The following is a 25,266-nucleotide window of genomic DNA, read 5'->3' on the forward strand; positions in this document are numbered from 1 at the left end:
AGGTGCAGAACGGCCGCTGTGGATCGCTCCGAGTGGTCGGTGCGGCCGGCGGTGGCAGTTAGCCTCGAAGTCATCATGGGTGAAATGCGTATCTTCCGACGTCCTGCCGTTGCTCTCGTCGCACTGGCGTTCCCTCTGGTGGCTGTGGGTGCGTTCGCACTCGGCACCGGCTACGACCTGGGCGGAGAATCGACCACGACGACCGCCGTTGTCGCAGACACTCAGCAGGCCCCGGCCGAGGCACAGCAGACGGCCGATCCCCTGTCCAAGGCCAGGAGCAGCCTTAACAGCGCCTCGCTCCCGATCACCTTTCTCTCCAGCGGCATCGGTCAGCTGACCGAAGGCGGAACGCAGCTCAACGACGGCGTCGGCCAGCTCGCCGACGGCATCACCCAGGCTCACGACGGAACCATCCAGCTCGCCGACGGTTTCGGCCAGTACCGCGACGGCATCGGCCAGCTCGGTGACGGCGCATCGCAGATCAGCGGGGGTGTCGACCAGGTCGTCGACCAGCTCGCCGGATTCGGAGCTCTGCAGGCCGACTTCACGGCAAAGCTCGCCGCCACGGCAGACACGGTCGATCGCTTCCCGCATCCGGGGTCCGACGCGATTTCCGGCGAGATCCGCGGAGTGATCGACAACCTCAACACTCAGGCGTTCGGTCCCGATACGCTCGCTCAGCTGCAGACCCTCAAGGGTGGTGCTCAGCAGCTGTCGACCGAACTGAACGACCCCAACAGTCAGTTCCTCGGTGCTACCGCGCAGCTCGGCGACGCAACCGTGCAGTTGCGTGACGGACTCGGCCAGCTCGACGACGGCGGGCAGCAACTCAAAGCCGGCACCGATCAGCTCGTGACGTCGGTGAAACCCGTCGAGGGAATCGTCAACGGCATCGCCACCAATGTGCGCGACGCCTCCGCCGCCCTCCCGGCAAAGGCGGCCACGACCGATGACGCCACCTCCGACCAGGACGTTGCAGTGACGGCGACGAGCACCGGTACCGGTGCCACCCCGTATCTGATCGCCGCCCTCGTGGCACTCGGAGCTCTCGGCTGCGTCAGCCTCGTGCGGGTCCTGGGCAGGGACACCAAGCCGCGGTGGCTCGCCGTCGGAGCGGCCGTCGCCGCAGTGGGTGTCAGCGCGGCCGTCGCATTCGCCTTCGCCACCGACGCCGCCCTCGGACCGGTGATCGGAGCCGGCGCGTTCCTCGTCGTCTCGGCCGCGGCTTATCTCGCCACCGCAGGCGCAATTCAACGAGTGCTCGGTGCTGTGGTGGGCCAGATCGTCAATGTCGTCGCCCTCGTGGTACAGGTCGTCGTCTGCGGCTTCGCGTACGCATCGACGGCACCGATCTGGGGCGACCTCGCCGCGTTCATGCCGATGAGCTACACCGCCGCTGGTGCCCGCATCATCGCGTCGGGAGAGATGAGCGGGACCGGGTGGCTGGCGATCGGTGCCACGGTGGCGCTGCTTGCCGTCTCGGCACTCGTGTACGTCAGCGCGCGGGCAGGCTCAGCCGATGGACCGGAGCGGATGGATGGCGGGCGGGGCCGCGAGATGGGCACCGAATTCGCTTAGCGCCTGCTGCAGGTGCGGGGTCTGCATGTGGCCGTCGAGGTCCTCCTGCGACTTCCATACCTCGATGGTGATGAAGGTGCCCGGCTCGACCGCCGACTCGAACAACTTGTAGGAGACGTTGCCGCTCTCCTTGCGTGACTCGGCGACCAGAGCCACGAGCCCGTCGCGCACGGTGTCGATTGCGTCCGGCTTGGCGGTGATCGTCGCGACTACCTCGAGATCGTTGATCATGCGGAATCGGTTCCTTCGTTCGGCGAGACACACTCTTCCTCACCGAACGTACTCCCGACCCACCTAAGGTGAGGTGTCCACGCGGGAAGGGAAGAAGCAGTGAATCAGACGACAACCGAGGATCGCGCCACGAAGAAAGAATGGCTCGGCCTCGCGGTACTGGTGGTGCCGATCCTCGTGGTCTCCATGGACATGTCGGTGCTGTATCTCGCGCTGCCCTTCATGACGGCCGATCTCGAACCCACCAGCAACCAGACCCTGTGGATCCTCGACATCTACGGATTTCTGCTGGCCGGTCTGCTGATCACCATGGGCTCGCTCGGCGACCGTATCGGACGCCGGACCCTGCTGATGGTCGGCGCGGTGGTCTTCGGCGCGGCATCGCTCGCCGCGACGTTCTCCACCTCCCCCGAGATGCTGCTCGTCGCACGTGCTCTGCTCGGAGTGGGCGGAGCCACCATCGCGCCGAGCACACTGTCGTTGATCCGCAATATGTTTCACGACCCTGCGCAGCGCAAGGAAGCGATCGGTCTGTGGACCGCCGGTTTCGCAGGCGGCGCAGCCGTGGGCCCGGTTGTCGGAGGCGTTCTGCTGGAACACTTCTGGTGGGGTTCGGTCTTCCTGATCAACATCCCCATCATGGTCGTGCTCTTCGTTGCGGCCCCGCTACTGGTCCCCGAGTTCAAGGACAGCGACCCCGGAAAGTTCGACCCGATCAGCGTGATCCTCGCGATCTCGTCGATGCTCTCGATCGTGTTCGCCATCAAGCACGGGGCCCAGGACGGTATCGACGCCACGACGTTCACCACCGCGATCCTCGGCCTGGCACTCGGCTTCGTGTTCGTCATCCGGCAACGCAAGGCATCGAACCCGCTCATCGACGTGACGCTCTTCGCCGAACGTGCTTTCAGCGCTGCAGTCGTCGTGCAATTTCTGGTCATCTTCTCCATGACCGGCTTCAGCCTGTTCGCCTCCCAGTACCTGCAGCTGGTTCTCGGACTCGGACCACTCCGCGCCGGACTGTGGTTGCTGATTCCCGCTGCCGCAGCGGCGGCCGGTGCCGTCACCGCACCGACGATGAGCAAGGTGATCCCCACCGGCACCATCATTTCGGCGGGCCTGCTGTCCATCGTCTTCGGCTGCATCGCACTGATATTCGTGCAATCCGACTCCGGCCTGCCGCTGCTGCTGACCGGAATGGCCCTGGTCACGTTCGGGATCGGAGCAGCATCGACTCTGAACTCCGACATCGTGCTGACCGCTGCGGCCCCCGAAAAGGCCGGGGCTGCATCGGCATTGTCGGAAACCGGGGCCGAGCTCGGCGGTGCCGTCGGCATCGCGATTCTCGGCACCATCGGCAGCACCGTCTATCGACACCGCATGGAGGACGCCATCCCGGCGGGCACACCGGCCGCGATCGCCGATCCGGCCCGCGAAACCATCGGCGGCGCAATAGCCGTGGCCGACTATCTGCCGGAGCCGTTCGCATCGCAGTTGACCGACGTCGCGCACTCGTCCTTCATCGACGGCTTCAACCTCGCCGCCGGTACGAGCGCCGTGCTGATGTTCGTCAGTGCCGTGGTCGTGTTCCTGCTGCTCCGTCGGGTTCCTGCTACTCCGTCGTAGTCAGACCGCGTCGGCGAGGTAACGCGCCAACCACCGCGTCGCCGACACTCCGTCTCCGACGTCGTAGGTCTGATATTCCTGGTGGATGCCCGAGCGGTAGAAGGCCTCGATTTCCCGCTGACGCTGAGCGTTGGCCTGATCCGACAGCTGCCCCTGCAGTACGGGTAATCCACCGGACGCAGCGAGGTCGGCGATCAAGCATTGTGCTTCCTGGGTGTACTGATCTGCGACGTCGGGCGCAGGGTTGGACGACACGGCGAGGAAGCCCGCGAGTCGCGCCACGTAGTCGTCCTTGGGCGTCGAGCAATACAGATCGCCGACGGCGCAGAACGTGCGCACCACCGGACTGACGTAGCCGAATCCGCCGACCCTGGGTCCACCGACGCCGGTACCCACCACAGAGGGACCGACCAGGGCGTCGGTGTCCGACCGCTTCGGGTCGGAGACGAGCCCGACCGCCACCACCTTGTCGGCCGGAACCACCCCGAGACCGGTTCCGATGGACGCGGCGAGATCACCGGCCGCGTCCGCTCCCTGGCTGTAACCGATGATGCCCAGTTTCGTTGCGCCGCAGCGATCCGCCATCGCCTTCAGCATGCCGCCTGCATTGGTGACGGCAGCAGCACGGGACTGCCCGTACACCTCGCCCTCCCACGGGAACGCGGTGGCGGGATACGAGACGTACTCGGTGCGGATGTCCCCGCCGAGACGATCGGTGACGTCGGTCAGCATCCCCGGCTTCGGCGCAGCACCGGAGCTGGTCTCCCACGTTCCCGGAATCGCGACGACGTACATCGAGGGACAACCGCCGGGATCGGCGACGGCGGGTGACGCCCCGACGATTAGACCGGACGCAACAGCTGCAGCGACGCCGACACCGGCGCAGAATTCCTTGACACTCATGGGGAGGGGGCCTCACTGGGTGATCGAACGCTTCTTGTGTTCGATCACCACAATGACAGCGGCCTGTGACCATCCGATGCCCACATGGTTAACGGACGTAACCGTGCGTCACACGGTTCGCCGCCACCCGTCGGGATCGGTCGCCCCCGTCAGGATCGCTCGCCCCCGTCGGGATCGGTAGCCCCCCCTCGGGATCAATGCGGCTTTCAGTCGCTCAGAGTGCAAGAAAGGGACATTGATCCCGACGGGACGGGCGGAAAATACCTACCGCTGCGGCGCCTGGGTGGGCACGATCGGCGACGGCAGTGCCGTTGCTCCCTGCAGGAAGGTGTCGACGGCGGCCGCGCAGGAGCGGCCCTCGGCGATGGCCCACACGATGAGCGACTGACCGCGGCCCATGTCTCCGGCGACGAAGACGCCGGGCACGTTGGTGACCCACTCGTTGGTGCGTTCGACGTTTCCGCGCTGGTTGAAGTCGACGCCCAGGTCGGTCAGCAGACCGCCCTTGTCGGGTCCGACGAAGCCCATGGCGAGGAGCACGAGATCGGCTTCGAGGGTGAACTCGCTGCCTTCGATCTTCTCGAACTTGCCGGCCTTGAATTCGACCTCGCAGGCTTCGAGTGCGGTGACCTTGCCGTTCTCACCGACGAAACGCTCGGTGTTGACGGAGAAGACGCGCTCGCCCCCTTCCTCGTGTGCGGACGCGACGCGGTACATCAGCGGGTACGTCGGCCACGGGGTGGAGGTGGCACGCTCCTCGGGCGGACGCGCCATGATCTCGAACTGGTGGACGCTTTCGGCGCCCTGACGGTGCGAGGTGCCCAGGCAGTCGGCCCCGGTGTCGCCGCCGCCGATGATGACGACCTTCTTGCCCTCGGCACTGACCGGCGGCTGCTCGAAGTCGCCCTGCTGGACGCGGTTGGCGTGCGGCAGGAACTCCATGGCCTGGTAGATGCCGTCGAGCTCGCGGCCCTCGATGGGCAGGTCGCGCCAGGCGGTGGCACCGCCGGAGAGGACGACGGCGTCGAACTGCTCACGCAGTTCGTCGGCCGAGATGTCTACGCCCACATCGACACCCGTGCGGAAGACGGTGCCCTCGGCCTCCATCTGCGCGAGCCGACGATCGATGTGGCGCTTCTCCATCTTGAACTCGGGAATGCCGTAGCGCAGCAATCCGCCGATGCGATCGGCACGCTCGAACACCGTGACGGTGTGGCCGGCGCGGGTGAGCTGCTGCGCTGCAGCAAGTCCCGCGGGTCCGGAGCCGACGACGGCGACGGTCTTACCGGTCAGGTGCGTCGGGTAGACCGGCGTGACCCAGCCTTCCTCGAAGGCCTTGTCGATGATCTCGACCTCGACCTGCTTGATGGTCACCGGATCCTGGTTGATACCCAGGACACACGCCGCCTCGCACGGAGCGGGGCACAACCGTCCGGTGAATTCCGGAAAGTTGTTGGTGGCGTGCAGGCGATCGATGCTGTCGCGCCAGCGATCCTTGAACACCAGGTCGTTCCACTCGGGAATCAGGTTCCCGAGGGGACAACCGTTGTGGCAGAACGGAATGCCACAGTCCATGCATCGGCTGGCCTGGGTGCGCAGAGTGTCCTTCGAGAAGTCCTCGTAGACCTCTTTCCAGTCCATCAGGCGCAGATCGACGGGCCGCCGCTTGGGTACTTCGCGAACCGTGTTCTTCAAAAATCCCTGTGGGTCACCCACGAGCTGCCTCCATGATCGCTTCGTCCACGTCCGCGCCGTTCTTCTCGGCTTCGGAGATGGCCAGCAGTACCTTCTTGTAGTCGCGAGGCATGACCTTCACGAAATGGTTCACCTGCTGTGACCAATCCGCGAGGATCCGCTCGGCCACCTCGGAGCCGGTCTGCTCCTGGTGACGAGTGACGATGTCCTTCAACCAGGTGAATTCGTCGCCCTCGAGCTCGTCGATGTCGACCAGCTCGGTGTTGAGGTTGGCCTCGAACGTCTTGTTCGGATCGAAGATGAACGCGACGCCGCCGGACATGCCGGCACCGAAGTTTCGTCCCGTCGTGCCGAGGATGACGACCTTGCCGCCGGTCATGTACTCGCAACCGTGATCGCCGACGCCTTCGACGACAGCAACGGCACCGGAGTTACGAACCGCGAACCGCTCGCCGACGACGCCGCGGATCAGGGCTTCACCGCTGGTGGCACCGAACAGGAACACGTTGCCGCCGATGATGTTGTCCTCGGCCACGAATCCCTTCGGAGCGTTCAGCGACGGCCGCAGCACGAGATGTCCACCGGACAAGCCCTTGCCGACGAAGTCGTTGGCGTCTCCGTTGAGGCGCAACGTCATACCGGAGGGCACGAATGCACCGAAACTGTTGCCGGCCGAGCCGGTGAACGTGATCTCGATGGTGTCGTCCGGGAGGCCGACGCCGCCGTATGCCTTGGTCACCTCGTGTCCGAGCATCGTGCCGACGGTGCGGTTGACGTTGGTGATCTTGGACTCGAACGCGACCTTCTCGCCCTTGTCCAACGCATTGCGGCTGGCCGAGATGAGCTGCTGATCGAGGGCCTTGTCGAGACCGTGATCCTGGACCCCGGTGTTGTAGAGGTTCTGGTTCATGAACGCCGATTCGACCTCTTCGAGGATCGGCGACAGATCGAGCTTCGACGCCTTCCAGTGCTCCTTGGCCGCGGTCGTGTCGAGCAGACCGACCTGGCCGACGGCTTCGTCGAGCGTGCGGAAGCCGAGCTCGGCCATGAGCTCACGTACCTCTTCGGCGATGAACATGAAGAAGTTCTCGACGAACTCGGGCTTGCCCGCAAAACGCTTGCGCAGCAACGGGTTCTGTGTCGCAACACCGACGGGGCAGGTATCGAGGTGGCAGACGCGCATCATGATGCAGCCCGACACGACGAGCGGAGCGGTGGCGAAACCGAACTCCTCGCCGCCGAGCAGAGCAGCGACCATGACGTCGCGGCCGGTCTTGAGCTGGCCGTCCACCTGCACGACGATGCGATCGCGAAGACCGTTGAGCAGCAACGTCTGCTGGGTCTCGGCCAAGCCGAGCTCCCACGGTCCACCTGCGTGCTTGACCGACGTCAGCGGCGTCGCGCCGGTGCCGCCGTCGTGGCCCGAGATGAGCACCACGTCCGCGTGCGCCTTGGACACACCCGCCGCAACGGTGCCGACTCCGACCTCGGAGACCAGCTTGACGTGAATACGAGCCGACGGGTTCGCGTTCTTCAGGTCGTGGATCAGCTGCGCCAGATCCTCGATCGAGTAGATGTCGTGGTGCGGCGGCGGCGAGATCAGACCGACACCCGGCGTGGAGTGCCGAACCTCGGCGACCCACGGGTACACCTTGTGAGCCGGAAGCTGGCCGCCCTCACCGGGCTTGGCTCCCTGCGCCATCTTGATCTGGATGTCGGTGCAGTTCGTCAAGTAGTGCGAGGTGACGCCGAAACGTCCCGACGCGACCTGCTTGATGGCACTGCGTCGCCAATCGCCGTTCTCGTCCGGCTCGAAGCGCGAGACGTCCTCGCCGCCCTCACCGGAATTCGAGCGTCCGCCGAGACGGTTCATCGCGATGGCGAGGGTCTCGTGTGCCTCGGCCGAGATGGAGCCGTAGCTCATCGCGCCCGTGGAGAAACGCTTGACGATCTCGCTTGCCGGCTCGACCTCGTCGATCGAAATAGCCTGTCGCTCTTCGGTCTTGAAGCGGAACAGACCGCGCAGCGACGCGAGCCGCTCGGACTGGTCGTCGACCATCTTCGTGTATTCCTTGAAGATGTCGTACTGACCGGTGCGGGTGGAGTGCTGCAGCTTGAAGACGGTGTCGGGGTTGAAGAGGTGGTACTCCCCTTCCCGACGCCACTGGTACTCGCCGCCCGTCTCGAGCTCACGGTGTGCGCGTTCCTGACGGTTGTCGAGGTACGCGACGCCATGTCGCGCTGCGACGTCGTCGGCGACCTGATCGAGATCGATACCGCCGAGATGGCTGTTTAGCCCGGTGAAGTACTCGTCGACCAGTTCCTGCGACAGGCCGATGACCTGGAACAGCTGGGCTCCGGTGTACGACGCGAGAGTCGAGATGCCCATCTTGGACATCACCTTCAGCACGCCCTTGCCTGCAGCCTTGATGTAGTTGCCGACGGCCTTGTCGAAGTCGATGCCGGTGAGGGCACCGCGCTCGATCATGTCCTCGATCGACTCGAAAGCCATGTACGGATTGACCGCTGCCGCACCGAATCCGATGAGCAGAGCCATGTGGTGGACCTCGCGGGCGTCACCGGCTTCGATGATCAGACCCACCTTGGTGCGCGTCTTCTCACGAACGAGATGGTGGTGCACTGCCGAGGTGAGGAGCAACGACGGGATCGGAGCGAGCTTCTCACTGGACTCTCGGTCGGAGAGCACGATGATCCGCGCCCCGCCCGAAATGGCAGCGGAAACCTGAGCGCGGATGGCCTCCAACGCCTTTCGGAGACCTTCACCGCCCTCGGCAACCGGGTACAGGCCACGCACGACCACCGAGCGCAGCTCTTCCTGCGTGCCCTCGTCGTTGATGTGGACGAGCTTGGCGAGGTCGTCGTTGTGCAGGATCGGCTGGGGCAGCACGATCTGCTTGAAGCCATCGGCGCCCGGGTTGAGCAGATCGCCCTCGGGACCGATGGTGCCGCCGAGGCTGGTGACGATCTCTTCACGGATCGCGTCGAGCGGCGGGTTGGTGACCTGGGCGAACAGCTGCGAGAAGTAGTCGAACAACATCCGCGGACGTGCCGACAGCACGGCGATCGGGGTGTCGGTACCCATCGAACCGATGGCCTCGGCACCGGACTTCGCCATCGGCGAGACCAGCACGTTCAGTTCCTCGGTGGTGTATCCGAAGATCTGCTGGCGGATCAGCACGCGATCGTGCGGCATGTGCACGTGCGGCCGCTCGGGTAGATCGTCGATCGACGTCAGGCCCTCGTTGAGCCACTGCTGGTAAGGGTGTTCGGCGGCGAGCTCGTCCTTGATCTCGTCGTCGGAGACGATGCGGCCCTGTGCGGTGTCCACCAGGAACATCCGGCCCGGCTGCAGACGCACCTTGCGGACGACCTTGGACGGGTCGATGTCCAGCACGCCGACCTCGGAAGCCATGACGACCAAGCCGTCGTCGGTGACCCACAGGCGGCTGGGGCGCAGACCGTTGCGGTCCAGAACTGCCCCGATGACGGTGCCGTCGGTGAAGCACACCGAGGCCGGGCCGTCCCAGGGTTCCATCAGCGAGGAGTGGTACTTGTAGAACGCCCGACGCGCGGGGTCCATGGATTCGTGCCGCTCCCAGGCCTCGGGAATCATCATCAGCACGGCATGCGGCAGGCTGCGGCCGCCGAGGTGCAGCAGTTCGAGCACCTCGTCGAAACGTGCTGTGTCACTGGCTCCGTGGGTGACGACGGGGAAGATCTTCTCGAGCGCTTCCGAGCCACCGAACACATCGGAGGTGATGAGGGCCTCGCGGGCGCGCATCCAGTTCTCGTTGCCGGTCGCGGTGTTGATCTCACCGTTGTGTGCGACCCGTCGGAACGGGTGGGCCAACGGCCACGACGGGAACGTGTTGGTCGAGAAACGCGAATGCACAAGTCCCAGTGCACTTTCGACGCGCTCGTCCTGCAGGTCGAGGTAGAAGCCCTTGAGCTGGGGCGTGGTCAGCATGCCCTTGTAGACGAACGTCTGCGAGGACAGCGACGGGAAGTACACGGTCTCGCGACCGGGGCCGTCCTTGCCTGCGCCCTCTTCACCCAACTCGTGTTCGACGCGCTTGCGAATGACGAAGGCACGACGCTCGAGTTCGAGGTCGGTGATCGCCGCGTCGGGAGCGGAGAAGAACAACTGACGGAACGTCGGCATCGCGTCGCGCGCCAACGCGCCCAAGGAGGAGTCGTCGGTGGGGACCTCACGCCATCCGAGGACGGTCATGCCTTCGCTCTCGACGATGCGCTCGACACCCTCGCACGCGCGTGCGGCGTCGCTGCGGCCCTGCGGCAGGAATGCGACACCTGTTGCGTAGGCACCGGGTGCGGGGAGCTCGAAATCTACGACGGCGCGGAAGAACGCGTCCGGTACCTGGATCAGAATGCCCGCACCGTCGCCGGTGTTCGGTTCGGAGCCCGCGGCACCGCGGTGCTCGAGGTTGACCAGTGCGGTGATCGCCTTCTCGACGATGTCGCGACTGCGGCGACCGTGCATGTCCACCACGAATGCGACACCACAGGAGTCGTGTTCGTTGACGGGATCGTAGAGGCCTTGCGGGCCCGGAGTGTGCTTCATACCTAGCCTTCGGATAAGTCCAGCCTTGAAACTCGTCGGCGACGGTGTGGTGTAACCGGCTGCTCGAACGGCCTGCGGTGCGTCCTCGCCGTTGAAGCAGCACCTGTCGATCTTCCACGCTTTCCTCTGCACGGGCGGGTGGGCTCGTGGTAGAAAAGTGAAGGTCTCGACGGATCAGGCCGTGGTGAGGCCGATCCAATTACGAACGATAAGTCAGTACCAGGGTGCTCTCGCAAATAAGGTAAGCCTACTTCGGGCTCTCACCTGCGATTTTCCACCGAATCGACGGGGTCCGGAATCCGGCTCTGCATCGACACGTCGACATCGTTGTCGAACTACACGAATGTACGGCATCACCCGCGCTCACACGCCGGGGTTCGAAGAAACTACTGGCCGCAGCGATCGAGATCAGCTGCGGCCAGTGTGGTGGGCGGAGGGGGACTTGAACCCCCACGTCCCGAAGGACACTGGCACCTGAAGCCAGCGCGTCTGCCATTCCGCCACCCGCCCGGGTGACGGCGAGAACACTAACACGCACCCCGCCGTGCTCGAAAATCGCCGCCTCGAGCTGCCCCGAGCAACCGGCGGCACAGCGTTGCTGTCGGCCGCACCGTATATCATGCTTGCAGCGCGACTTCGTGATGACACGCGGCCGTCGCACCGTTGTAGGCAACAGGCACCACAGGGTGGAAGAACACAGTGAGAGGAGGGGTCACGATGGGCATCGTTCAGCGTTTCGAACGCAAGCTGCAGAGCGCTGTCGGCGACGTCTTCGCCCGCGTGTTCGGCGGCGGCGTCGTACCGGCCGAAGTCGAGGCGGCGCTGCAACAGGAGGCGTCCGATCTCGTTCGCCCCTTGGACGGCGGTCATTACCTGGCACCCAACAACTACGTGATCACGATCAACAGCTCGGATCACGAGGAACTTGCCGGTGATCGCGAGCTCACGGTCAAGGCTTTCTCGCGTCACCTGGACGATTACATCCGTGATCAGGGGTGGCAGACCTACGGTGACGTGGTGGTTCGCTTCGAACCGTCGCCCACCCTTCACACCGGACAGTTCCGGGCCAGTGGCTCGGTCGATCCCGATGTGGGACGATCGGCGATTGCTGCGCAGAACAGCTCTGTTCAGCAGAACGCGTCGGCACAGCCAGCCCGTCCCGTCCCTTCAGCCACGCAGCGACCGACTGCCCCACCGATGTCGATACCAGGAGCCGGCCACATGACGCAGAACCCAGGCTACGACCCGCAGCGCGACCCCGCGGACGGACATCGTCCGGATCCGCGCGCGCGCAACGGATACGCCGGTGGCCAGGATCCCCGCTACGCGGCGCGTGAGCAGAACGGATACGACGCGCAGGGTTACGCGCCCGCCGATCGAGATCAGCGCTACGACCAGCAGCCGTACAACGCCCAGGGCTACGAGAACCAGGGCTACGACGAGCAGCCGTACGCCCAGCACGGCCAGGCCTACAGCGCCGCCGGCGGCCCGGAGCAGGGATACGACCAGGCCTACGGAGCACCCAACGGTCAGGAGCAGGGTTACGACGCCCAGGGCTACGACCGAGCGGGCTACAACGCGCAGGGTTACGACGCTCAGGGCTACAACGCCCAGGGCTACGACGCGCAGGGCTACAACGGTGCCGGTTACGACTACAACGGTGGCGAGCAGGGCGGTGCCTACAACGAGGCTCCCTATCAGGAGCAGGCGTACGGCGAGCCCGCCGGCCGCTATGCCGAGCCGCAGGGTGCCGGTTACCCACAGCAGGGCTACCAGCAGCCCGCCTACGACTACCCGCCTGCCCAAGCGCCCTACGGCCGCGGCTACCCCCAGGGTGCCGGTGATCGCGGGGACGGCTACGGCTACGACCAGCCGGCGTCCTACGCAGGTCAGTCCCAGGCGCTCGCCGCGACCCTTCAGCTCGAGGACGGCAGCGGCCGCTACTTCCAGCTCCGGGACGGACAGAACATCATCGGGCGCGGCCAGGACGCCCAGTTCCGCCTCCCCGACACCGGAGTGTCACGCCGACACATCGAGATTCGCTGGGACGGCCGAGTGGCCATGCTGTCCGATCTGGGATCCACCAACGGAACCACCGTCAACGGTGCACCCGTCCAGGATTGGCAACTGGCCGACGGCGACGTGATCCGCGCCGGTCACTCCGAGATTCTGGTCCGGATCGTCTGATCACCGGAGTGGCCCGGCCGACCGAGATGTTCGTCTCCTCGACTCGCAGGTTCGCCCACCCGTATGTCGTCCACACGAGCGACTGCACCCTATGATGCTGCGAGACAACCATGTCTGTCGCGCCGCCGCGTCGGATTGTGGGGGATGCAGGTCCGATCGCGAAGGAGGAGGTGAATCGTCGTGCAGGGATTGATTCTGCAACTGACCAGGGCAGGTTTTCTGCTTCTGTTGTGGTTCTTCGTCTGGGCCGTTCTTCGGACGCTGCGCAGTGACATCTATGCCGCAGCCGGTATGCGTGTGCCCGCCCGCTACTCCGGTGGCTCGAAGGTGCTCCCGTCGTTCAACAAGCAGAAGGTGGCGAAGTACCTCGTGGTGACCCAGGGCGGCCTCGCCGGCACGCGCATCTCGCTCGGCACTCAGCCGGTTCTGATCGGACGCGCAGACGATTCGACTCTCGTTCTGACAGACGACTATTCGTCCACCAGGCACGCTCGCCTCTCGCCTCGCGGCGGAGATTGGTACGTCGAAGACCTGGGCTCGACCAACGGCACCTACCTCGATCGAGCCAAGGTCACCACCGCTGTACGCGTTCCACTGGGAACTCCGGTTCGCGTCGGCAAGACCGTGATCGAGTTGCGCCCGTGACCCTTGTTCTCCGCTACGCCGCCCGCAGCGATCGCGGTCTCGTTCGCTCCAACAACGAGGACTCCGTCTACGCAGGTGCGCGACTGTTGGCTCTGGCCGACGGCATGGGCGGTCACGCCGCAGGCGAAGTGGCCTCGCAGTTGATGATCGCCGCGCTGGCGCACCTCGACGACGACGAACCGGGCGAGGATCTGCTCGGCAAACTCGAAGCCGCCACCCGCGAGGGCAACGCCTCCATCGCCGACCAGGTGGAAGACGAGCCCGAACTCGACGGCATGGGAACCACGCTGACCGCAATCCTGTTCGCGGGCAAGCGAATGGGTCTGGTGCACATCGGTGACTCGCGTGCCTACATGCTGCGCGACGGCTCGCTCACTCAGATCACCCGCGACGATACGTTCGTCCAGTCACTGGTCGACGAAGGCCGCATCACCGCCGAACAGGCGCACACGCACCCGCAACGCTCACTGATCATGAGGGCACTGACCGGTAACGAGATCGAGCCGACGCTCACCGTCCGCGAGGTCCGTGCCGGCGACCGCTACCTGTTGTGCTCCGACGGTTTGTCGGACGTCGTGAGCGACGAAACAATCGAGAACACCCTCGCCGAGGGCGAGACCGGGCCGTGCGCCGACCGCCTCATCGAACTAGCCCTGCGCAGCGGTGGCCCGGACAACGTCACCGTCGTCGTCGCCGACGTCATCGACCTCGACTACGGCCAGAGCCACCCGATTCTCGGCGGCGCAGCCAGCACCGAGGACGAAGAAGACGCTCCGCCGCCGAACACTGCAGCGGGCCGCGCCGCCGCCATGCGTCCCCCGCGCACGACGCCCAAGCGCGTGACCGCTCCTGTAGTGACACCGGAGAAGAAGTCGCACAAACTGCGGTGGTCACTGATCGCGCTGACCCTGGTCGTGTTGGCCGGAATCGGTGTGGTCGTTGCCAATTCGGTGATCAAGGGCAATTACTACGTCGGTGCCGACAACAGCAAGGTCACCGTGCTGCGCGGTCTCCCCGGTTCGGTTCTCGGGTACTCGCTGCAAAGCGTGGAATTGATCGGCTGCCTCGACGACAACGGTGGCGTCACACTGACCGCACCCGACGCCGCGCCGGCCGATTGCGTCCCGTTCGAGATCGACGACCTGTTGCCGGCCGCGCGCGAGCAGGTGACCGCAGGACTCCCGTCGGGCTCTCTCGACGACGCCCGCGGTCAGGTGCAACGGTTGGCCTCGGGAGACCTACTGGAGGTCTGCGAGACCGAGCCGGCAGTGACCACCACGGCCGCACCCGCCCCGACGACGACGATCATCCCGCCCCCCGGAGTTCCGTTGCCCCCGCCCGCGCCGGAGCCCGTTCCGGAAGCTGCCCCGACCACTACCGCCGTGCCGACACCGACCGTCGCGCAGATCCCGGGCCAGAACTGCAGGACCGGTACTCGATGAGTTCCAATCCGTCCGCAGGAGGCTCCTTTCCGAGTCCTCCCGGTGGGTTCGCTCCCGCACCGATCCAGTCGAATCGTCGCAATGTCGAATTGCTGCTGCTCGGGGCCGCGGTCCTGATCACCACCATCTCGTTGATCCTCGTCGAAGCCAGCCAGGAACAGACGATCACCTGGGACCTGGCGAAGTACGCGCTGGCCTACCTCGCACTGGTGACGGTGGCGCACCTGGCCGTTCGACGGTTCGCCCCCTATGCGGATCCGCTGCTGCTGCCGATCGTCGCGCTGCTCAACGGTCTCGGTCTGGTGCTGATCCATCGACTCGACCTGGCCGATCAGCAACAGGCGCAGTATCTCGGCAATCCCATTCCGTCGCCTGACGCCAACCAGCAGGTGCTGTGGACGACGCTGGCCATCGCCGGCTTCGTGGCACTGCTGGTGTTGCTGCGCGACTACCGCACCCTGGCTCGCTACGGGTACACCCTCGGGCTGGCCGGGCTGATCCTTCTCGCCATTCCTGCGCTGCTGCCGTCGGCATTCTCCGAGGTCAACGGCTCCAAGATCTGGATTCGGTTGCCCGGCTTCAGTTTGCAGCCCGGTGAGTTCGCCAAGATTCTGCTGCTGATCTTCTTCGCGTCACTGCTGGTGTCCAAGCGCGAACTGTTCACCACGGCAGGCAAACACTGGCTCGGCATGGACTTCCCGCGCGCTCGCGATCTCGGGCCCATCATCGTCGTGTGGATCGTCTCGGTCGCGGTGCTCGTGTTCGAGAAAGATCTGGGCACGTCGCTGCTGATCTTCAGCACCGTTCTGGTGATGATCTACATCGCCACCGAGCGTGTCGGCTGGATCATCATCGGCAGCGGTCTGCTGATGGTCGGATTCTTCTTCGCTTACCAGGCGTTCAGCCACGTGCGCGTGCGAACACTGACCTGGCTGGACCCGTTCGCGGACTACAACGACACCGGCTATCAGATTTCCCAGTCGCTGTTCGGTCTGGCCACCGGTGGGCTCGCCGGCACCGGCCTCGGCAGCGGTCGCCCGTCGCAGGTTCCGTTCCCCAAGACCGACTTCATTATCGCCACCGTCGGCGAGGAACTCGGCCTCATCGGTTTGGCCGCAGTGCTGATCCTGTATCTGCTGTTCGTCATTCGCGGAATGCGTACTGCGCTCGCCGTCCGAGACAGCTTCGGCAAGTTGCTCGCCGCCGGGCTCTCGTTCACCGTCGCCGTCCAGCTGTTCGTCGTCGTCGGCGGCGTCACCAAACTCATCCCGCTGACCGGTCTGACCACCCCGTACATGTCGTACGGAGGATCCTCGTTGCTGGCGAACTACCTGTTGGTGGCCTTGCTGATCAAGATCTCCGACGCAGCGCGTGAGCCTGCGACCCCCAAGAAGAAGCCCGCTGTGGCCGCCCCGATCGCCGAGGCGCCGACCGAAATGGTGAAGCGCGCATGAACACTCCCCTACGCCGCGTCTCCATCGCCATCATGGTGATGGTGGTCGCCCTGCTCGCCAACGCGACCTACGTTCAGGTCATCAAGGCCGACGACCTGCGCACCGACCCACGGAACTCCCGCGTTCTGCTCGACGAGTACTCACGTCAACGCGGTCAGATCTCGGCGGGTGGCCAGGTTCTCGCATCGTCGGTTGCCACCGACGATCGCTACAAATACCTGCGCACGTACCCGCAGAATTCGATCTCCCCCGCAAGCCCGCAGGCCAACGCCCCGATCACCGGCTTCTATTCGATGCTGTACTCGAGCACCGGTCTCGAACGCGCCGAGGACCCGGTACTCAACGGATCCGACGACCGGTTGTTCGGCGGACGCCTGTTCGACCTCATCTCCGGCCGTGATCCCCGCGGCGGCAACGTCGTCACCACCATCGACCCGGTCGTCCAACAGGTGGCGTACGACCAGTTGACCGCCAAGGGATACACCGGCTCCGTCGTGGCCCTCGACCCCGCCACCGGCAACATTCTCGCCATGGCCAGCACGCCGAGCTACGACCCCAACCTGCTGGCCAGCCACGACGGCAGCACCACGTCGACCGCCTGGGAGAACCTGAGCGACGATCCGAGCAAGCCGCTGGTGAACCGCGCGATCTCGCAGACCTACCCACCGGGATCGACGTTCAAGGTGATCACGACCGCCGCTGCGCTCCAAGCAGGCGCCACTCCGGACGATCAACTGACGGCCGCGTCGAACATCACCCTTCCGGGAACGTCGACGACGCTCGAGAACTACAACGGTTCGACCTGCGGAGGCGGTCAGACCGCCTCGCTGCGTGAGGCGTTCGCACGGTCGTGCAACACCGCCTTCGTCGAACTCGGCATCGACACCGGTGCCGACAAGATGCGCGAGACCGCCGCCAAGTTCGGTATCGGAGAGGACACCAGCATCCCGCTCACCGTCGCCGACAGCACCATCGGATCCATCGACGACGACGCTGCTCTCGGCCAGTCCAGCATCGGTCAGCGCGACGTGGCGCTGACCCCGCTGCAGGACGCCGTCATCGCCGCGACCGTCGCCAACGGCGGTGTACGGATGGCCCCGAACCTGGTGCAGCAGTTGCAGTCTCCCGACCTGTCGGACCTGTCCAGCTACCAACCCCAATCGATGGGTGAGGCGATCAGCTCCGACACGGCCGCGACCCTGACCGATCTGATGATCGGTTCCGAGAACAACACCAGCGGGGAAGGCAAGATCCCCGGGGTGCAGATCGCGTCGAAAACCGGTACCGCAGAACATGGTTCGGATCCTCGCAACACCCCGCCCCATGCGTGGTACATCGGTTTCGCACCGGCGAAGGACCCCAAGGTCGCCATCGCCGTCATCGTCGAGGACGGCGGAGATCGAGCCCTCGCCGCCACCGGCGGTTCGGTCGCAGCACCCATCGGCCGCGCCGTCATCGCCGCCGCATTGCAGGGGAGGTGAGCATCGGTGCCACTGAGTAACGGAGCCGTCATCGCGCAGCGCTACAGACTGCTGCGCCTCATCGCCACCGGCGGCATGGGACAGGTCTGGGAGGCGATGGACAATCGCCTCGACCGCCGTGTCGCCGTGAAGGTACTCAAAGCCGAGTTCTCCGAGGATCCGGAGTTCTTGCAGCGCTTCAGGTTCGAGGCCCGTACCACCGCTCAGCTGAACTACCCCGGAATCGCCGGGGTGTACGACTACGGCGAGACCCGCGATGGTGCAGGCGAATCGCTCGCCTACCTGGTGATGGAACTGGTCAACGGCGAACCCCTCAACGCAGTGCTGGGTCGCATGTCGCGCCTGCCGCTCGGCCATGCCCTCGACATGCTCGAACAAACCGGGCGCTCACTGCAGATCGCGCACACGGCAGGGGTCGTCCACCGCGACGTCAAGCCCGGCAACATCCTGATCACCCCCACCGGGCAGGTCAAGATCACCGACTTCGGCATCGCCAAGGCCGTCGACGCCTCCCCGGTCACCAAGACCGGAATGGTCATGGGCACCGCCCAGTACATCGCTCCCGAGCAAGCCCTCGGCGAAGAGGCGACCTCGGCATCCGACGTCTACTCACTCGGCGTCGTCGGATACGAAGTACTCGCGGGCACACGGCCTTTCGTGGGCGACGGTGCCTTGACCGTCGCCATGAAGCACGTCCGCGAAGCACCGGCGCCCATGCCGGTCGACCTACCGCCTGCCGTCCGTGAGCTCATCGAGATCACGATGGTCAAGGATCCGGCCGCCCGGTACGCCAACGGCGGTGAATTCGCCGACGCCGTCGCCGCAGTTCGCGCCGGCCGCCGGCCGCCTGCACCCGGCAACTCGCGCGGTACCGGAACCGGGAGAGTCATGATGCCCGGCGTCGTGCCCAGCCCGCAGCCGTCTCCGCCGTCGAGCACCCAGATGATGCCGACCTCGCAACGGGATTACCGGGGCCCGGCTACCGGCACTGCAGCTGCAGCGGTTCCCGAGCAGACCGGCATGTCCTCGGCACAGAAGGCGTTGGCCTGGGGCGGCGGCGTGCTCCTGCTGTTGGCCATCCTGATCGGCGGTTACGTACTGCTGACCGGTGGCAGGGACGACTCGCCGACACCGTTCGTGCAGCCCACTACCACCACGCAGCCGACGACCACGACCACAACGACCACCGAGCCGACGACCACCACCGAAGAAACCACGACCACCGAAGAAACCACGACCACCACCACGACGACCACGACCACCTCGGAGGAGCCGACGACCACCGAAGAGAGCACGACGACCTCGGCGCAGCCCACCCAGACGACGACTCGCAGGCCGCTGATCGAGATTCCGTTCCCGCAAGCACCACAAGGACAACGATGACGACTCCCCGTACGCTCTCCTCTCGCTACGAGCTGGGCGAGATACTCGGTTTCGGCGGTATGTCCGAGGTTCACCTCGCTCGGGACACCCGACTCGATCGTGACGTCGCCATCAAGGTTCTGCGCGCCGACCTCGCTCGCGATCCCACGTTCTACCTCAGGTTCCGACGTGAGGCACAGAACGCTGCTGCGCTCAATCACCCCGCCATCGTCGCCGTCTACGACACCGGTGAAGCGGAGACCGAAGCCGGTCCGCTCCCGTTCATCGTCATGGAATACGTCGACGGCGACACCCTGCGCGACATCGTGCGCGCCGAAGGACCCATGGAGCCGCGTCGGGCCATGGAGGTCATCGCCGACGTCTGTGCTGCGCTCGATTTCAGCCACCGCAACGGCATCGTGCACCGCGACGTCAAACCCGCCAACATCATGATCAACAACGCCGGCGCGGTGAAGGTGATGGACTTCGGCATCGCCCGTGCCATCGCCGACTCGTCCTCGCCGATGACTCAGACCGCCGCCGTGATCGGAACCGCGCAGTACCTCTCGCCCGAGCAGGCCCGCGGGGAACAGGTCGATGCGCGTTCGGACGTCTACTCGCTCGGCTGCGTGCTGTTCGAGATCCTCACCGGCGAGCCGCCGTTCAAGGGGGATTCGCCGGTCGCCGTCGCCTATCAGCACGTCCGAGAAGACCCCCAGCTGCCGTCGCTGGTCAACGACACCGTCCCGCGCGAACTCGACTCGATCATCCTCAAGGCAATGGCCAAGAACCCGGCCAATCGCTACCAGAGCGCCGCCGAGATGCGTACCGACCTGGTCCGCGTTCTGGGTGGACAGCGCCCGAGTGCGCCCATGGTGATGAACGACGAGGATCGAACCACCATCCTCGGCTCCGTCGATTCTCGTCAGGCCGATTTCTCCGGCAAGGACAAGCCCGCCGCTACCGCGGCACCTCGGTCGTCACGCCACACGGAGGACTACGAGGAACCGAAGAACCGCCGCGGCCTCAAGATCGCGTTGATCTCGGCGGCCGCGATCATCGTCGTCGCTATCGTCGGTGCCTTCCTGTGGTCGCTCGGTCCCGGTGCCGACCCCAAGACCGTCGCCGTGCCCACCGTCGTAGGACTGTCCGCAGACGAGGCGCAGCGTCAACTCGAAGAAGCCGGCCTGCGAGTGAGCATCCAGGAGAAGCCCGACGCGGCGATTCCGGAAGGCTCAGCCATCGGCACCAATCCGGCGGCCGGATCACAGACCGAATCGCCGGGGAACATCCAGCTCGACGTGTCCTCGGGACCGCAGCAGGTGCAGGTTCCGCGACTGACCGGACTCACCCAGCAGCAGGCGTCGGATGCACTGAACGAGGTGGGCCTCCAGCTCGATGCCACCGTCGCCCGTGCTCCGTCGTCACCCGAGAACCTCGACAAGGTCGTCGAGCAGAATCCGTCCTCGGGCGTGAGCATGAACGCGAACTCGCAGGTTCGCATCACCCTGGGCACCGGGCCCGCGCAGGTGCGGATGCCCGATGTGGTGGGGCAACTCGTGAACGTGGCGCAGCCGAACGTCGAGGGAGCCGGACTGCGCGTCCAGGTGCAGAACATCGACTCGGGACAGCCGACGGGGCAGGTTGTCTCCACAGACCCCGCGGGCGGCACCAATGTCACCGAGAACACTGTCGTCACGCTGCGCGTGTCGAACGGCGACAAGATCCCCATGCCCGACCTCGCCGGTCTGACCGAGGCGCAGGCGTTGGCCGCGCTGCAGTCGGCCGGCTGGACGGGAACGGCAGCGGAACTGACGGCGACGCGAGAAGCGACGTTGGATCCGTTGATGGTCGGGCGAGTGGTGAATCAGACGCAGCCGGCAGGGTCCGAGATCAGTAAGTCCGACACCGTCACGATCAGCATCGGAGCCCTGGGTATCCCCGGGCGTTAGTTGTCGACGATCAGGCGAAGGCCTCGGCGACCTGCGCCTCCAGGGTTCCCACCAGGACGGAATCGGTGGGCATACCGCACACCGCGAGCCAGTTGGCCAGCATCCGGTGCCCGCCCTCGGTGAGGATGGACTCCGGATGGAACTGCACGCCGTGAATGGGTAGCTCGGTGTGCCTCATGGCCATCACCAGACCTGATTCGGTACGGCCGATGATCTCGAGCTCCGCGGGGATGGTGTCCTCGCGGACGGTCAGCGAGTGATAGCGGGTGGCCGTGAACGGCTCGGCCATCCCTTCCAGGACGCCGACACCGGTGTGATGGACGAGGCTGGTCTTGCCGTGCAGCAATTCCGGAGCCTTCTCGACCGTGGCACCGAACGCGGCTCCGATGGCCTGATGGCCCAGACACACACCCAGCAGCGGGGTTCCGGCCCGCGCGCTCGCCGAAACCAGGTCCATCGTGGCCCCGGCGCGCTGCGGAGTTCCCGGGCCCGGGCTGAGCAGAATGCCGTCGAACTCCGCGGCAACAGCGTCGCGGTCGGCAAGTCGCTCGTCGTCGTTGCGCCACACCTCGACCTCGGCGTTCAACTGCCCCAGGTACTGGACGAGGTTGAAGACGAAGCTGTCGTAGTTGTCGACGACGAGAATGCGCATGTCGACAGCGTACTCAGCGCGGCTCCGCGAAACGCATGCGCACCGATTCGGTGTACGCCGGAACCGAGACGTTCTGATACGCCGCGACCTCGTAGCGCAGACCGTAACGCAGCGCATACTGCTCGTACAGCCGTACCCCGGGCTCGTTGTCCAGCGCCGCCCGCAATCGATCCGGGTCGCCGAGAGCCGACATCACATACGGCGGACTGTACGTCCGGCCGCCCAGCAGCAGTGTGTTCCCGATACACCGCGGCGCTGACGACGCCACCAGACGCTGATCCTGCATCGCCATCGCCGACGCACCACCGGCCCACAGGGCGTTGAGGACACTCTGCACGTCGACCTGATGAACCACCAGGTCGTCCGGAGACGCGTCGGACGCATACGACCCGTCGGGACCGCGTGGAGCGTCGGCCATCGTCACCGTCAACCCCGTGCCGGACGCCTCCTCCCGGCCCGCCGCGTCCGAGAGGGCGTCGACCCGGGCCAACGCGTCGGCCACCTCGGAGTCGCCCGCCGCCGTACGCTGCTGCAGGAGATCGACCTGCTGCTCCAGCGCATCTCTACTGCGCAGCGCATCGTCGCTGCTTCTCTGGGCCGAATCGACCAGATCGGCGAGCCGTGTCGTGTCACCGCCCCGCAACTCGTTGCCGTCCGAGGCATGTCGCGTGGTTCCGAGCAGCAGACCGACCACAGCGCACACCGCCACAGCGAGCACCCACCATCGGGTCTCGGAGGAATCGGTCGATCGTCGTCTCACAGAGTGCTCGCCACTGTTCGGTAGGTCGGTGCTGCGCTGATCTGAGTTAGCGTGTACTACAAACCGGGTGGATGACCGCCACGGCTCTCCGGGAGACAATAACCTGGGGATGCACGCAACTCGATCGATCCACAGGTTGTCACCGTCAGTTGTCCACAGGCACGGCGCACGCCGATGACCGTCAAGAACACGAAGAGGACGCAATGCCGAAGTCGAAGGTACGGAAGAAGAACGACTACACGATCAACCCGGCCAACCGCACGCCGGTAAAGGTCAACGCCGGCCCGTCGCCGGTCTGGTACGTGGTCCTGATGCTCGGATTCATGCTGGTAGGGCTGCTGTGGCTGATTGTGTACTACCTGGCCCAGGAAGACATCTCGTTCATCGGCAACCTCGGTGCGTACAACTTCCTCATCGGATTCGGCTTCATGGTCGTCGGCCTCGTCATGACCATGCGATGGCGCTGAGAGCCGGCCGAGTTACACCCATGTCATTCATCCCCAATGTGGATAAACCCTGTGGATAACTTTCCCAACCATCCACAGGGTGTGTACGAACACCGATGGGCGACGCCGGCCGTAGCCGTCGGCGCGCTGGTGGCAGGCGGTATCGCACTCGCCATCGGTGCCGTCCTCGCCTCCTCGGACGCCGCCGGAACCTTCCTCGTCGGACTCGCCGCCGTCGGAACCTGGGTGATGGCAGCCCTCGCGGCCGCACAACGCCCCCGACTCGCCATCACACCCGACGGCTCCCTGGTGATGAAACGACTCACCGGCACACGTACGTACTCGCGCGCCGACATCGTCCAAATCAAAGTGGTCCGCTACCCGAGACTGGGACGACGAGTGCCGATGCTCGAACTGGACGTCCGCCCACCCGACGAGGACGACGATCGACTCATCATCTTCGGTCGATGGGACCTGGGAGCCGACCCACGCGACGTGTTCGAGGTACTCGACACCTACGGTCTGGTGCCGCCGAACAACTGACCGCCCACCGTCCCCGACCCCTCCGGGGGTACTCAATGTGACGTTCAGTGGACTTTTCGGGGGTCAATGGCACATTTAGTGGACCAGTGAGCGTCGCAAAGCCGCCGGGCAGCCCATGGTGATTGCCGAGCACGCGTGTCGGCGTCGTCGGGAGTCAATGTGACGTCCGGTGGCCTTTTCGGGGGTCAATGGCACATTTAGTGGACTTCAGAGGCCCATCTGCGCGCGCAGGTCGAGGACTCGGACCGCGATGGTGCCCAGGGCTATCAGGGCTACTGCGGCCACGGAGAGCCAGGCGAGGGATATCCCGGCACGAGGCTGCGCGTCGTTGCGGTTGGGTAGGAACACCAATCCGGCGGTGGCTGCCGCTCCGGCGACCAGTCCGCCCATGTGGCCCCACAGCGAGATGCTGGGGATGGAGATGCTGATGAAGATGTTCAACGCGATCACGATCAGGACCGGGGTCGGGGAGCGCTTGAGTCGCAGCAGAATGACGGCCTGCGCGCCGAGCAATCCGAATACGGCACCCGACGCGCCGGCGGTGGCGGCGAGAGGGTTCTCGAACAGCAGGACCGATGCACTGCCACCGAGCAGCGACAGGAAGTAGACGGCGAGATAGCGGCTGCGGCCCAGCACCAGTTCGACGTCTCGGCCGATGATGTAGAGGGCGAACATGTTCACCAGCAGGTGAATGGGTCCTATGTGGATGAACCCGCTGCTGAGGAGGCGCCACACATCGCCGTCCGCGACCAGCAGACTGTTCAGTGCCCAGGCGTCGGCCAGCGAGGATCCGCGGAAATTGCTCATGAGGTCGCCGGATTGAGCGGCGGTGATGCCGAAGATCACGACGTTGATCGCGATCAGCGCGAAGGTCAGGGGTGTCTTGGCGGTGCGTGTCATCGGCGCGCCGGCGACCGTGCGAGCGGTCCGGACGTTCTTGTTGCCGTCGCGAACACAGTCCACACAGTGTTGCCCGACGGCCGCGGGCTGCAGGCACTGTGGGCACGCGGGCCGGCCGCATCGAGAGCAGGCCAGGCCGGTCGGGCGATCGGGATGTCTGACGCACACCGACTGGGGTGGGTTGGGCTGGTCGCCGTACGCGCCACCCCAGCCGGGGTTTGTCATCGTGTAATCCTTCTACAACCGAATCAGGCGATGGTGATGCTGTTGATGACGACCTCTTCCACCGGGCGATCGCCGCGGCCGACCTGCGTGCTCGAGATGGCGTCGACGACCTTCTTGGACGCCTCGTCCGTGACCTCACCGAAGATGCTGTGCTTGCGGTTGAGGTGCGGGGTCTTGCCGGTGGTGATGAAGAACTGCGAGCCGTTGGTGCCGGGGCCTGCGTTGGCCATGGCCAGCAGGTAGGGGCGGTCGAAGGAGAGCTCCGGGTGGAACTCGTCCTCGAACTTGTAGCCCGGTCCGCCGGTGCCGGTTCCGGTCGGGTCGCCGCCCTGGATCATGAAACCGTCGATGACGCGGTGGAAGACTGCGCCGTCGTAGAACGGTCCGGTCTTGGCACCCGACGCGTTCTGCGTCGTGTATTCCTTCGACCCGTCCGCGAGACCGACGAAGTTCGCGACGGTCTTGGGGGCGTGATTGCCGAACAGTTCGATGACGATGTCGCCGCGGTTGGTGTGCAGCGTTGCCGTTTGGGTCTTGTTTGGTGAAGTCACGCTCACCATCGTGCCATCTCGAGCGACCGG

19 protein-coding genes and 1 tRNA gene are annotated in these 25,266 nt (G+C 65.4%); 11 read left to right on the plus strand and 9 right to left on the minus strand.

What is annotated here, in order from left to right; genetic code table 11:
• Positions 1 to 84 precede the first annotated feature (84 nt).
• Positions 85 to 1,578 carry a phage infection protein gene (locus tag K414_RS0105120; RefSeq protein WP_237606136.1) on the plus strand — a complete coding sequence of 498 codons (1,494 nt, stop codon included), beginning with the start codon at positions 85 to 87 and terminating at the stop codon, positions 1,576 to 1,578.
• Here the strand turns inward: K414_RS0105120 and K414_RS0105125 are convergent.
• Entirely contained in the window at positions 1,513 to 1,806 is a 294-nt protein-coding gene (locus tag K414_RS0105125; RefSeq protein WP_027494971.1) for a putative quinol monooxygenase, read from the minus strand. The genes K414_RS0105120 and K414_RS0105125 overlap by 66 nt on opposite strands.
• A 102-nt stretch (positions 1,807 to 1,908) precedes the next feature.
• On the opposite strand from K414_RS0105125, the gene K414_RS0105130 reads away from it, so the two are divergent.
• Positions 1,909 to 3,435 carry an MFS transporter gene (locus tag K414_RS0105130; RefSeq protein ID WP_027494972.1) on the plus strand — a complete coding sequence of 509 codons (1,527 nt, stop codon included), beginning with the start codon at positions 1,909 to 1,911 and terminating at the stop codon, positions 3,433 to 3,435.
• Here K414_RS0105130 and K414_RS0105135 read toward each other — a convergent pair whose 3' ends face one another.
• The 4 genes from K414_RS0105135 to K414_RS0105150 form a co-directional block, all read right to left on the minus strand.
• Positions 3,436 to 4,338 (minus strand): cutinase family protein, encoded by a 903-nt coding sequence (locus K414_RS0105135; RefSeq protein WP_027494973.1) that lies wholly within the window; start codon positions 4,336 to 4,338, stop codon positions 3,436 to 3,438.
• 264 nt (positions 4,339 to 4,602) lie between these two features.
• Entirely contained in the window at positions 4,603 to 6,054 is a 1,452-nt protein-coding gene (locus tag K414_RS0105140; protein WP_027494974.1) for a glutamate synthase subunit beta, read from the minus strand.
• Positions 6,047 to 10,636, minus strand: coding sequence for a glutamate synthase large subunit (gene gltB / locus K414_RS0105145; protein WP_027494975.1), 4,590 nt, complete (start codon positions 10,634 to 10,636; stop codon positions 6,047 to 6,049). The genes K414_RS0105140 and gltB overlap by 8 nt, the downstream gene beginning before the upstream one ends.
• Positions 10,637 to 11,060: 424 nt before the next feature.
• A tRNA-Leu gene (locus tag K414_RS0105150) sits at positions 11,061 to 11,146 on the minus strand.
• 207 nt (positions 11,147 to 11,353) lie between these two features.
• Here K414_RS0105150 and K414_RS0105155 point away from each other — a divergent pair.
• The 7 genes from K414_RS0105155 (at position 11,354) to pknB (ending at position 21,159) form a co-directional block, all read left to right on the plus strand.
• Positions 11,354 to 12,823: a DUF3662 and FHA domain-containing protein gene (locus K414_RS0105155; RefSeq protein WP_027494976.1), complete on the plus strand. Its 1,470-nt coding sequence runs from the start codon at positions 11,354 to 11,356 to the stop codon at positions 12,821 to 12,823.
• 180 nt (positions 12,824 to 13,003) lie between these two features.
• Positions 13,004 to 13,468 (plus strand): FHA domain-containing protein, encoded by a 465-nt coding sequence (locus K414_RS0105160; protein ID WP_027494977.1) that lies wholly within the window; start codon positions 13,004 to 13,006, stop codon positions 13,466 to 13,468.
• Entirely contained in the window at positions 13,465 to 14,910 is a 1,446-nt protein-coding gene (locus K414_RS0105165) for a PP2C family serine/threonine-protein phosphatase (protein WP_027494978.1), read from the plus strand. Before K414_RS0105160 ends, K414_RS0105165 begins: the two co-directional genes overlap by 4 nt.
• A complete protein-coding gene (locus tag K414_RS0105170) occupies positions 14,907 to 16,364 on the plus strand; it encodes an FtsW/RodA/SpoVE family cell cycle protein (RefSeq protein ID WP_027494979.1) in 1,458 nt (485 codons plus the stop codon). The genes K414_RS0105165 and K414_RS0105170 overlap by 4 nt, the downstream gene beginning before the upstream one ends.
• On the plus strand, positions 16,361 to 17,845 hold the full coding sequence (locus K414_RS0105175; RefSeq protein WP_027494980.1) for a penicillin-binding protein 2: 1,485 nt from the start codon (positions 16,361 to 16,363) through the stop codon (positions 17,843 to 17,845). Before K414_RS0105170 ends, K414_RS0105175 begins: the two co-directional genes overlap by 4 nt.
• A 6-nt stretch (positions 17,846 to 17,851) precedes the next feature.
• Positions 17,852 to 19,228 (plus strand): serine/threonine-protein kinase, encoded by a 1,377-nt coding sequence (locus K414_RS0105180; protein WP_027494981.1) that lies wholly within the window; start codon positions 17,852 to 17,854, stop codon positions 19,226 to 19,228.
• Positions 19,225 to 21,159, plus strand: coding sequence for a Stk1 family PASTA domain-containing Ser/Thr kinase (pknB, locus tag K414_RS0105185; RefSeq protein ID WP_027494982.1), 1,935 nt, complete (start codon positions 19,225 to 19,227; stop codon positions 21,157 to 21,159). Before K414_RS0105180 ends, pknB begins: the two co-directional genes overlap by 4 nt.
• Before the next feature lie 10 nt (positions 21,160 to 21,169).
• Here pknB and K414_RS0105190 read toward each other — a convergent pair whose 3' ends face one another.
• Together K414_RS0105190 and K414_RS0105195 are read right to left on the minus strand one after the other, a co-directional pair.
• Positions 21,170 to 21,811 (minus strand): aminodeoxychorismate/anthranilate synthase component II, encoded by a 642-nt coding sequence (locus K414_RS0105190; protein WP_027494983.1) that lies wholly within the window; start codon positions 21,809 to 21,811, stop codon positions 21,170 to 21,172.
• A 13-nt stretch (positions 21,812 to 21,824) separates the two neighbouring features.
• Entirely contained in the window at positions 21,825 to 22,571 is a 747-nt protein-coding gene (locus K414_RS0105195) for a DUF881 domain-containing protein (protein WP_027494984.1), read from the minus strand.
• 203 nt (positions 22,572 to 22,774) lie between these two features.
• On the opposite strand from K414_RS0105195, the gene crgA reads away from it, so the two are divergent.
• Positions 22,775 to 23,038: a cell division protein CrgA gene (crgA, locus tag K414_RS0105200; RefSeq protein ID WP_027494985.1), complete on the plus strand. Its 264-nt coding sequence runs from the start codon at positions 22,775 to 22,777 to the stop codon at positions 23,036 to 23,038.
• Positions 23,039 to 23,074: 36 nt separating this feature from the next.
• Positions 23,075 to 23,560: a PH domain-containing protein gene (locus K414_RS0105205; protein ID WP_045841529.1), complete on the plus strand. Its 486-nt coding sequence runs from the start codon at positions 23,075 to 23,077 to the stop codon at positions 23,558 to 23,560.
• A gap of 207 nt (positions 23,561 to 23,767) precedes the next feature.
• Here K414_RS0105205 and K414_RS0105210 read toward each other — a convergent pair whose 3' ends face one another.
• Both K414_RS0105210 and K414_RS0105215 read right to left on the minus strand, forming a co-directional pair.
• Complete coding sequence (locus K414_RS0105210) at positions 23,768 to 24,685, minus strand: rhomboid family intramembrane serine protease (RefSeq protein ID WP_027494987.1); 918 nt, start codon at positions 24,683 to 24,685, stop codon at positions 23,768 to 23,770.
• A 23-nt stretch (positions 24,686 to 24,708) separates the two neighbouring features.
• On the minus strand, positions 24,709 to 25,245 hold the full coding sequence (locus K414_RS0105215; RefSeq protein WP_094621787.1) for a peptidylprolyl isomerase: 537 nt from the start codon (positions 25,243 to 25,245) through the stop codon (positions 24,709 to 24,711).
• Positions 25,246 to 25,266 lie beyond the last annotated feature (21 nt).

It is taken from the genome of Rhodococcus sp. JG-3 (assembly GCF_000482405.1).
GTDB classification, from domain to species: Bacteria; Actinomycetota; Actinomycetes; order Mycobacteriales; family Mycobacteriaceae; genus Rhodococcoides; species Rhodococcoides fascians.

Bases quoted from the DNA above. Each gene is read 5' to 3' on its own strand.
- gltB (WP_027494975.1), bottom strand. From the start codon at position 10,636: ATGAAGCACACTCCGGGCCCGCAAGGCCTCTACGATCCCGTCAACGAA.
- K414_RS0105215 (WP_094621787.1), bottom strand. From the start codon at position 25,245: ATGGTGAGCGTGACTTCACCAAACAAGACCCAAACGGCAACGCTGCAC.
- K414_RS0105120 (WP_237606136.1), top strand. From the start codon at position 85: ATGCGTATCTTCCGACGTCCTGCCGTTGCTCTCGTCGCACTGGCGTTC.
- pknB (WP_027494982.1), top strand. From the start codon at position 19,225: ATGACGACTCCCCGTACGCTCTCCTCTCGCTACGAGCTGGGCGAGATA.
- K414_RS0105135 (WP_027494973.1), bottom strand. From the start codon at position 4,338: ATGAGTGTCAAGGAATTCTGCGCCGGTGTCGGCGTCGCTGCAGCTGTT.
- K414_RS0105210 (WP_027494987.1), bottom strand. From the start codon at position 24,685: ATGACAAACCCCGGCTGGGGTGGCGCGTACGGCGACCAGCCCAACCCA.
- K414_RS0105205 (WP_045841529.1), top strand. From the start codon at position 23,075: ATGTGGATAAACCCTGTGGATAACTTTCCCAACCATCCACAGGGTGTG.
- K414_RS0105190 (WP_027494983.1), bottom strand. From the start codon at position 21,811: ATGCGCATTCTCGTCGTCGACAACTACGACAGCTTCGTCTTCAACCTC.
- K414_RS0105170 (WP_027494979.1), top strand. From the start codon at position 14,907: ATGAGTTCCAATCCGTCCGCAGGAGGCTCCTTTCCGAGTCCTCCCGGT.
- crgA (WP_027494985.1), top strand. From the start codon at position 22,775: ATGCCGAAGTCGAAGGTACGGAAGAAGAACGACTACACGATCAACCCG.
- K414_RS0105175 (WP_027494980.1), top strand. From the start codon at position 16,361: ATGAACACTCCCCTACGCCGCGTCTCCATCGCCATCATGGTGATGGTG.
- K414_RS0105155 (WP_027494976.1), top strand. From the start codon at position 11,354: ATGGGCATCGTTCAGCGTTTCGAACGCAAGCTGCAGAGCGCTGTCGGC.